The 7,268-nt window shown below is 61.6% G+C and carries 10 protein-coding genes and 1 tRNA gene; 3 read left to right on the top strand and 8 right to left on the bottom strand.

Annotation, left to right across the window (positions count from 1 at the left end; genetic code table 11):
• From IE083_RS15805 to gltX, 3 genes are all read left to right on the top strand, one after another.
• The coding region (locus IE083_RS15805; protein ID WP_229799667.1) for a hypothetical protein at window positions 1-368 on the top strand (368 nt) is incomplete at its 5' end.
• Window positions 369-413: 45 nt separating this feature from the next.
• Window positions 414-488: transfer RNA gene (locus IE083_RS08635), tRNA-Glu, on the top strand.
• Window positions 489-655: 167 nt separating this feature from the next.
• Window positions 656-2,041, top strand: coding sequence for a glutamate--tRNA ligase (gltX, locus tag IE083_RS08630; RefSeq protein ID WP_189353201.1), 1,386 nt, complete (start codon window positions 656-658; stop codon window positions 2,039-2,041).
• Between the two features lie 124 nt (window positions 2,042-2,165).
• Here the strand turns inward: gltX and IE083_RS08625 are convergent, their stop codons facing one another.
• From IE083_RS08625 to IE083_RS08590, 8 genes are all read right to left on the bottom strand, one after another.
• Window positions 2,166-2,891 (bottom strand): YebC/PmpR family DNA-binding transcriptional regulator, encoded by a 726-nt coding sequence (locus IE083_RS08625; protein ID WP_189353200.1) that lies wholly within the window; start codon window positions 2,889-2,891, stop codon window positions 2,166-2,168.
• Between the two features lie 91 nt (window positions 2,892-2,982).
• Window positions 2,983-3,759 carry a flagellar biosynthetic protein FliR gene (gene fliR / locus IE083_RS08620; protein ID WP_189353199.1) on the bottom strand — a complete coding sequence of 259 codons (777 nt, stop codon included), beginning with the start codon at window positions 3,757-3,759 and terminating at the stop codon, window positions 2,983-2,985.
• A gap of 3 nt (window positions 3,760-3,762) precedes the next feature.
• The gene (gene fliQ, locus IE083_RS08615) at window positions 3,763-4,032 is read right to left on the bottom strand and encodes a flagellar biosynthesis protein FliQ (protein ID WP_047967410.1); all 270 of its coding nucleotides are present in this window, start codon (window positions 4,030-4,032) and stop codon (window positions 3,763-3,765) included.
• 3 nt (window positions 4,033-4,035) lie between these two features.
• Entirely contained in the window at window positions 4,036-4,779 is a 744-nt protein-coding gene (fliP, locus tag IE083_RS08610) for a flagellar type III secretion system pore protein FliP (RefSeq protein ID WP_308426739.1), read from the bottom strand.
• A complete protein-coding gene (gene fliO / locus IE083_RS08605) occupies window positions 4,776-5,216 on the bottom strand; it encodes a flagellar biosynthetic protein FliO (protein WP_189353198.1) in 441 nt (146 codons plus the stop codon). Before fliO ends, fliP begins: the two co-directional genes overlap by 4 nt.
• Entirely contained in the window at window positions 5,213-5,659 is a 447-nt protein-coding gene (gene fliN, locus IE083_RS08600) for a flagellar motor switch protein FliN (protein WP_189353197.1), read from the bottom strand. The genes fliO and fliN overlap by 4 nt, the downstream gene beginning before the upstream one ends.
• The gene (gene fliM, locus IE083_RS08595) at window positions 5,652-6,665 is read right to left on the bottom strand and encodes a flagellar motor switch protein FliM (protein WP_189353196.1); all 1,014 of its coding nucleotides are present in this window, start codon (window positions 6,663-6,665) and stop codon (window positions 5,652-5,654) included. Before fliM ends, fliN begins: the two co-directional genes overlap by 8 nt.
• Window positions 6,666-6,667: 2 nt before the next feature.
• Window positions 6,668-7,201, bottom strand: coding sequence for a flagellar basal body-associated FliL family protein (locus tag IE083_RS08590; protein WP_189353195.1), 534 nt, complete (start codon window positions 7,199-7,201; stop codon window positions 6,668-6,670).
• Window positions 7,202-7,268 lie beyond the last annotated feature (67 nt).

Genomic DNA, 7,268 nt, shown 5'->3' with positions numbered 1-7,268 from the left:
GAGTTCGTCGATGGCCTCCTACCATCTGTCTGCATTTACACCACTTCCGTGGACTCTATCCGCGGCGAGTCACAAGCTGTGAACCGCACCAGGGCAACCAGTGCAGGAGGGATGGCACAGAAACATCGATGCTGCCGGCAAAGCGACCGCAATTTAACGATCCGCCATGTTTTGCACGCTTTCACCGCCGGCAGCCACGCGCAAAGCCCCATGGCGCGATCATCGCCAATTGGCCAACCGCCATGCAAAAATCAATAAAACCATTAAAATCAATAGCCTGCCATTTAAAACATGCCAAAAGCGCATATTTTTTAAAAACAGGCTTGACTTGGCCAAAACCAGACGTTAAAGTGCACGCCAATTCGTGATGCAGCACCAAAACACGAAACCANCCGCTTATCTCCACCACTTCGGTCCCTATAGTTTAGCGGTTAGAACACTGCCCTTTCACGGCGGCGGCCGGGGTTCGATTCCCCGTGGGGACGCCAGAACAGAAAAAGCCCGTTACCTCGGTAACGGGCTTTTTGCATTGCGGCCAACGTTGGGCGCAAGCGGCCGCGACGCGGCGCAAAGCGCCTCCGCGACGGCGACGGTTTGCCCGCCATTTTACCGGCAGCGTACAATAGCCGTTTTCCGCATTCGCTGGCCATCCAACATGATCCGCACTCGCTTTGCCCCCAGCCCGACCGGCTTCCTGCACATCGGCGGTGTCCGCACCGCGCTGTTCTCCTGGGCGTTCGCCCGCAAACACGGCGGCACCTTCGTGCTGCGCATCGAAGACACCGACCTGGAGCGCTCGACCCCGGAATCGGTCAAGGCCATCCTCGACGGCATGCACTGGGTCGGCCTCGACTACGACGAAGGCCCGTTCTACCAGACGCAGCGCTTTGACCGTTACAAGGAAGTGATCCAGCAACTGGTCGCCGCCGGCCACGCCTACCCTTGCTACTGCAGCAAGGACGAGCTGGAAGTGCTGCGTGCGCAGCAGGAAGCCAACGGCGAGAAGCCGCGCTACGACCGCCGCTGGCGCCCGGAAGCCGGCAAGACCCTGCCGCCGCCACCGGCCGGCGTGCAGCCGGTGATCCGCTTCAAGAACCCGCTGGATGGCGTGGTGGCGTGGGATGACGCGGTCAAGGGCCGTATCGAGTTCGCCAACACCGAGCTGGACGACCTGATCATCGCGCGCCCGGACGGCAGCCCGACCTACAACTTCTGCGTGGTGGTGGACGACTGGGACATGAACATCACCCACGTGATCCGCGGCGACGACCACGTCAACAACACCCCGCGCCAGATCAACATTCTGAAGGCGCTGAACGCGCCGCTGCCGGTGTACGGCCACCTGCCGATGATCCTCAACGAGGACGGCCAGAAGATGTCCAAGCGCCGCGACGCGGTCAGCGTGGTGGACTACGCCGACAAGGGCATCCTGCCGGAAGCGCTGCTGAACTACTTGGCGCGCCTGGGCTGGGGCCACGGCGACGACGAGCTGTTCGACATGACCCAGTTCGTGGAGTGGTTCACGCTGGAAGCGGTCAGCGGCTCGCCCAGCCGCTTCAACCACGAGAAATTCCTGTGGCTGAACGCGCAGTACATCAAGGCCGCCGACAACGCTCGCCTGGCCGGGCTGATCGCCGGCCGCCTGGCTGCGGCCAACGTTGACACCAGCGCCGGCCCGGCGCTGTCGGACGTGGTCGCGCTGGTGAAGGAGCGGGTGCAGGACCTCAACGCGCTGGCGCTGGAAGTGGACTACTTCTACGCCAAGCGCACGCCGGCCGCCGCCGACGTGGAAAAACACCTGTCCGCCGACAGCCATGCCCGCATGCTGCGCTTTGCCGAGCGCCTGGCGGCGCTGGACAGCTGGACCGCCGAGAGCATCCACGAGCTGTTCAAGCCGTTCTGCGCCGACGAAGGCATCAAGATGGGCCAACTGGGCATGCCGCTGCGCGTGCTGGTGTGCGGCACCGCGCAGACGCCGTCGGTGGACGCGGTGCTGGCGCTGATCGGCAAGGAAGAAGTGCTGCGCCGCATGCGCGGCTAAGTCACACGACATCATCACACAACAAAGCCCCGCACGATTTGCGGGGCTTTTTGCGATTGCGGCCAACGTTGGCCGCAATCCAAAGATATCTGCCGCAGCAGGTATTTATTACGGCAGTAAACCCTTATTCGTCCATCACTGCCGAGGTGTAGACGTCCTGCACGTCGTCGAGGTCTTCCAGCGCGTCGAGCAGCTTCTGCATGCGCACTGCGTCGTCGCCGCTCAGTTCGGTCTCGTTCTGCGGGCGCATGGTCACTTCGCCCATTTCCGACTTGTAGCCAGCCTTCTCCAGTGCCGCCTTGATGGCGCTGAATTCGTAAGGACCGGTAATCACTTCCAGCGAACCGTCGTCGTTGGTGATCACGTCGTCGGCGCCGGCTTCCAGCGCCGCTTCCATGAGGCCGTCCTCGTCCACGCCCGGCGCAAATACCAGGTAGCCGCAGTGGGTGAACTGGAAGGCCACGCAGCCGTCGGTGCCCATATTGCCGCCGTACTTGGAGAAGGCGTGGCGTACGTCGGCCACGGTGCGGGTCTTGTTGTCGGTCAGGCAGTCCACCATCACCGCCGCGCCGCCGATGCCGTAGCCCTCGTAGCGGCACTCGATGTAGTCGACGCCTTCCAGGGTGCCGGCGCCACGGTCAATCGCGCGCTGCACGTTGTCCTTCGGCATGTTGGCATCCCAGGCCTTGTCCACCGCCAGGCGCAGGCGCGGGTTGGAGTCGAGGTCCGGGCCGCCCATTCTGGCCGCGACCGTGATCTCCTTGATCAGGCGGGTAAAAATTTTGCCGCGCTTGGCGTCAGCGCGTTCTTTCTTGTGCTTGATGTTCGCCCATTTGCTGTGACCAGCCATAGCAGCCTCAATCGAGTAAAAAGTCGGCGGCGTGCCGCGTGCACGCCGCAAAATGAATCGGATAACGCAGGATGCCGATTTTAGCAAAAAGCTAGGGCGCGATCAGCAGCTTGCTGATAAAGCCGAAACCGTCGCGGTAAATCTGCGCGATCGCCGGCTCCAGCAAGGGCAGCACCAGGTACAGCGCGATGAAGCCGATGGCCAGCGTCAGCGGAAAGCCGAAGGAAAACACGTTGAACTGCGGCGCCGCGCGCGTCATCACGCCGATAGCCAGGTTGGTCACCAGCAGGCTGCCGACCACCGGTAAGGACAGCCACAGCCCCCACAGGAACAGGTGGCCGCCCCACTCCGCCAGCAGTCGCAGCGACAGCACCGGCACGCTGACGCCGATCGGCATCTTGTCGAAGCTGTCCATCAGCGCGGTGAGCAGGATATGGTGGCCATCGAAAGCCAGAAACAGCAGGGTGGTAAGGATGGTCAGCACCCGCGACACCGCCGGCACCTGCGCCGCGTGCTGCGGATCGAAGAACATCGCGAAGCCCAAGCCCATCTGCGTCGCCATGATGAAACCGGCCAGTTCCACCGCGGTGATCACGATGCGCATCACGAAGCCGATGATGATGCCGATCATCAGCTGCTGCAGTACGATCACCACACCGGCCGCCGACACCAGCGGCACGTCCGGCAGCGGCGGCAGCAGCGGTGCCACCAGCAGCGTCAGCAGCAGCGCGAAACCGGCCTTGAAGCGGCGCGGAATGCTGCGCGAGGCAAACAGCGGATCGGCCAGCAGCACGCCGAGAATGCGCGAGAACGGCCACACAAAGTAGGCAACCAGCAGGTTGATCTGGGCGTCGCTGATGGCAAACATGTGTCAGCCGATGGCCAGCGGTATGCTCTGGAACAGCCGCGTGGTGTAGTCCATCAGCGTGGTCAGCATCCACGGCCCGGCCAGCACCAGCACCAGGAACATGGCGATCAGCTTGGGGATGAAGGTCAGCGTCATCTCGTTGATCTGGGTGGCCGCCTGCAGGATGCTGACCAGCAGGCCGACCAGCAGCGATACCGCCAACGGTGGCGCGGCGACGATGATCAGGATGAACAGCGCATTCTGGATCAGGGTGATGACCGATTCTGGCGTCATGAGCTACCTCCCGCCGAAGCTCTGCACCAGCGAGCCGAGCAGCAGCGTCCAGCCGTCGACCAGCACGAACAGCATGATCTTGAACGGCAGGGAAATGATCACCGGCGACACCATCATCATCCCCATCGCCATCAGGATGCTGGCCACCACCAGGTCGATGATCAGGAACGGGATGAAGATCATGAAGCCGATCTGGAACGCGGTTTTCAGCTCGCTGATCACGAAGGCCGGAATCAGCGTCTTCAGCGACACCTCGGCCGGGGTCGCCGGCGCCGGCGAGCGCGAGATCTCGATGAAGAAGGCCAGATCCTTCTCCCGCGTCTGTGTCAGCATGAACGCCTTCATCGGCTTGGCCGCCTCGCTGGCGGCCTGCTCGAACGACATCTTGTTCTCCGACAGCGGCAGCCAGGCCTTGGTGTACACCTGGTCCAGCGTCGGCGACATGATGAAAATGGTGAGAAACAGGCTGAGTCCGATCAACACCTGGTTCGGCGGCGACTGCATGGTGCCCATCGCCTGGCGTAGCAGCGACAGCACGATAATGATGCGCGTGAACGAGGTCATCATCAGCATCATCGCCGGGATGAAGCTCAGCGCGGTCATGAACAGCAGCATCTGCAGGCTCAGCGAATAGCTTTGCCCGCCGGCCGCATCCGGCGCGCTGGTCATCATCGGCAGGCCGGTGGCATGGCTGCCCAGCGGCAACATCAGCAGTACCAGCAGGCCCAATCGTTGAAGTTGGTTCATGGCGTATCGTTTGAAGAGGATCGGCGGTGTTTGGCCAGCGCTGCGGCCAACCATTCGGCAAAGGGCGGAGTGGCCGCCGGCGCACTAGCGGCATTGGCGGCGCCTTCCGGCCGGGCCATGCTGGTCAGCAGGTTGACCTGCTTCGCCGTCACGCCCAGGACCAGCCACTGCCCTTCCAGCTCGACGATCACCACCCGCTCGTGCGGGCCAACCATCACGCCGCTGACCACCTTGGCCGGCTGCCAGCGGCCGAGCATGCCACCCATGCTGATGCGGCGGAACAGCCACGCGGCCCCGACAATCACCGCCAGCACCAGCCCTAGCGCCAGCATCACCTGCACCAGCCCCCACAAAGGCGACGTGCCCGCATCGGCGGCGGGCACGGCGGCGCTGACAGACAGCGGCAACAACGGCAACACCGTCCGCAATCGCTTCATTTCTGCAGCCGGCGGATACGCTCGGCAGGCGTAATGATGTCCGTCAGGCGGATACCGAAACGGTCGTTGACCACCACCACCTCGCCCTGCGCAATCAGGCAGCCGTTGACCAGCACGTCCATCGGCTCGCCGGCCAGGCCGTCCAGTTCCACCACCGAGCCCTGCGCCAGCTGCAGCAGGTTGCGGATCGCGATCTTGGTACGCCCAAGCTCGACGGTCAGCTGTACCGGAATATCCAGAATCATGTCCAGATTCTGCGGCACCGCCTGGCTCTGGTTACTGCCGGACAGGTCCTGGAACAGGTTGGTCGCCGGTTTTACCTCGGCGGTGGCCGTGTCCACCACTTCCTGCTCGGCCATGGCCGCTGCCCAGTCATCCATGGACACTTCTTCGTCAACGGCTCCGGCAACCGAATCCGGATCAAAGCCTTGCTCGTCACTCATCTTCTTGCTCTCCACTCGACGGCGGCTCAAACAGCTCATGCGCCCCGGACAGTATCGTTTCCACTTTCAATGCGTAATTGCCGGATACCGTGCCATAGCTGCACTCCAGTACCGGGATGCCCGACACATCGGCCACCACCTTTTCTGCCACGTCCACCATCACCACGTCACCGACCTTGAGATTGAGGATGTCGCCCAACGATACCTTGGTCTGCGCCAGGGTGGCGACCAGTTCGACCTCCGCCGCCTGTACCTGATACTGCATCAGGCTGACCCAGCGGTTATCGACTTCGGTACGGTCGGCCTGCATGCTGCTGGCCAGCAGGTCGCGCAGCGGCTCGATCATCGAGTACGGCAGACAGACGTGGAAGTCGCCGCCACCGGCACCCAGCTCGATATGGAAGGTTGCGGCCACCACCACCTCGGTCGGGGTGGCGATGTTGGCAAACTGGGTATTCATCTCCGAACGCAAATAGATAAACTCGATCGGGTATACCGGCTCCCACGCCTTCTGGTACTCGGCAAACACCACTTCCAGCATCTTGCGGATGATACGCTGCTCGGTCGGGGTAAAGTCGCGGCCTTCCACCCGCACATGGAAGCGGCCATCGCTGCCGAACAGATTGTCGACTACCAGGAACACCAGGTCCGGGTCGAAGATCAGCAGCCCGGTGCCGCGCAACGGCTTGACGTGTACCAGGTTGAGGTTGGTCGGCACCACCAGGTTACGGATGAACTCGCTGTACTTCAGCACCCGTACCGGTCCGACCGATATCTCGGCATTGCGGCGCAGGAAGTTGAAAAAACCGATACGCAGGTTGCGCGCGAAACGCTCATTGATGATCTCGAGCGTCGGCATCCGGCCGCGGACAATGCGCTCCTGGCGGCCGATATCATAGTTCCGTACACCACCGTTGTCGCTGTCCGCGCCATCGTTGTCCTCTTCCCCGGTCACGCCGCGCAATAGCGCGTCGACCTCTTCCTGGGACAGGATTTCATCAGCCATGATTACTGCAACTGTATGATGAAGGAGGTAAAGAGCACGTTTTCAACCGGTTCTTCTTCCCCGGCATCCATCGACTCGTTGATGATTTTCTTGATCTGCGCCTTCAGCTTGATCTTGCCGTCCGCCGACTGCAGTTCCTCTTCGGTCTTGGCCGACAGCAACAGGATCAGCGCACTGCGGATTTTCGGCAGATAGGCCTTCATATTGTTTTTGGCCGCTTCGTCATACAACTCGGCCTGCAGCTCGATCTGCAACATCGACGAGCCGCCGCTCAGGTTGACGACAAACGGCTCCAGTTTCTCGAACACCGGAGGGCCTTCTTTTTTCTCTTTCTTTTCCGGTGCATGCTCAGCGGCAGCATGACCGGCATCGGCACCAGCGGCCGATTTGTTGCTCAGGAATACATAAGCGCCCAAGCCCCCCACTGCGGCCAGTACCAGCACCAGCAACACAATGACAACCAAGAGTAGTTTGTTATTGCCGCCTGCCGCTGGCTTGGCTTCTTTAACGTCTTCTTTTTTATCTTTTTCGGCCATGACAATACCTGCTCTCGTTTAAAAGAAATGCTTAACCCCTATTTTCTCCATTTCTTGTCGAGTTGAA

The sequence above is a fragment of the Vogesella fluminis genome (genome assembly GCF_014652335.1).
Classification (GTDB): Bacteria; Pseudomonadota; Gammaproteobacteria; order Burkholderiales; family Chromobacteriaceae; genus Vogesella; species Vogesella fluminis.
This window is presented reverse-complemented; position numbering and strand designations above follow the sequence as displayed.

Coding starts and splice junctions, on each gene's coding strand:
- fliR (WP_189353199.1), bottom strand. CDS start 3,759: ATGTTTGCCATCAGCGACGCCCAGATCAACCTGCTGGTTGCCTACTTT.
- gltX (WP_189353201.1), top strand. CDS start 656: ATGATCCGCACTCGCTTTGCCCCCAGCCCGACCGGCTTCCTGCACATC.
- fliP (WP_308426739.1), bottom strand. CDS start 4,779: ATGAACCAACTTCAACGATTGGGCCTGCTGGTACTGCTGATGTTGCCG.
- IE083_RS08625 (WP_189353200.1), bottom strand. CDS start 2,891: ATGGCTGGTCACAGCAAATGGGCGAACATCAAGCACAAGAAAGAACGC.
- fliN (WP_189353197.1), bottom strand. CDS start 5,659: ATGAGTGACGAGCAAGGCTTTGATCCGGATTCGGTTGCCGGAGCCGTT.
- fliQ (WP_047967410.1), bottom strand. CDS start 4,032: ATGACGCCAGAATCGGTCATCACCCTGATCCAGAATGCGCTGTTCATC.
- IE083_RS08590 (WP_189353195.1), bottom strand. CDS start 7,201: ATGGCCGAAAAAGATAAAAAAGAAGACGTTAAAGAAGCCAAGCCAGCG.
- fliO (WP_189353198.1), bottom strand. CDS start 5,216: ATGAAGCGATTGCGGACGGTGTTGCCGTTGTTGCCGCTGTCTGTCAGC.
- fliM (WP_189353196.1), bottom strand. CDS start 6,665: ATGGCTGATGAAATCCTGTCCCAGGAAGAGGTCGACGCGCTATTGCGC.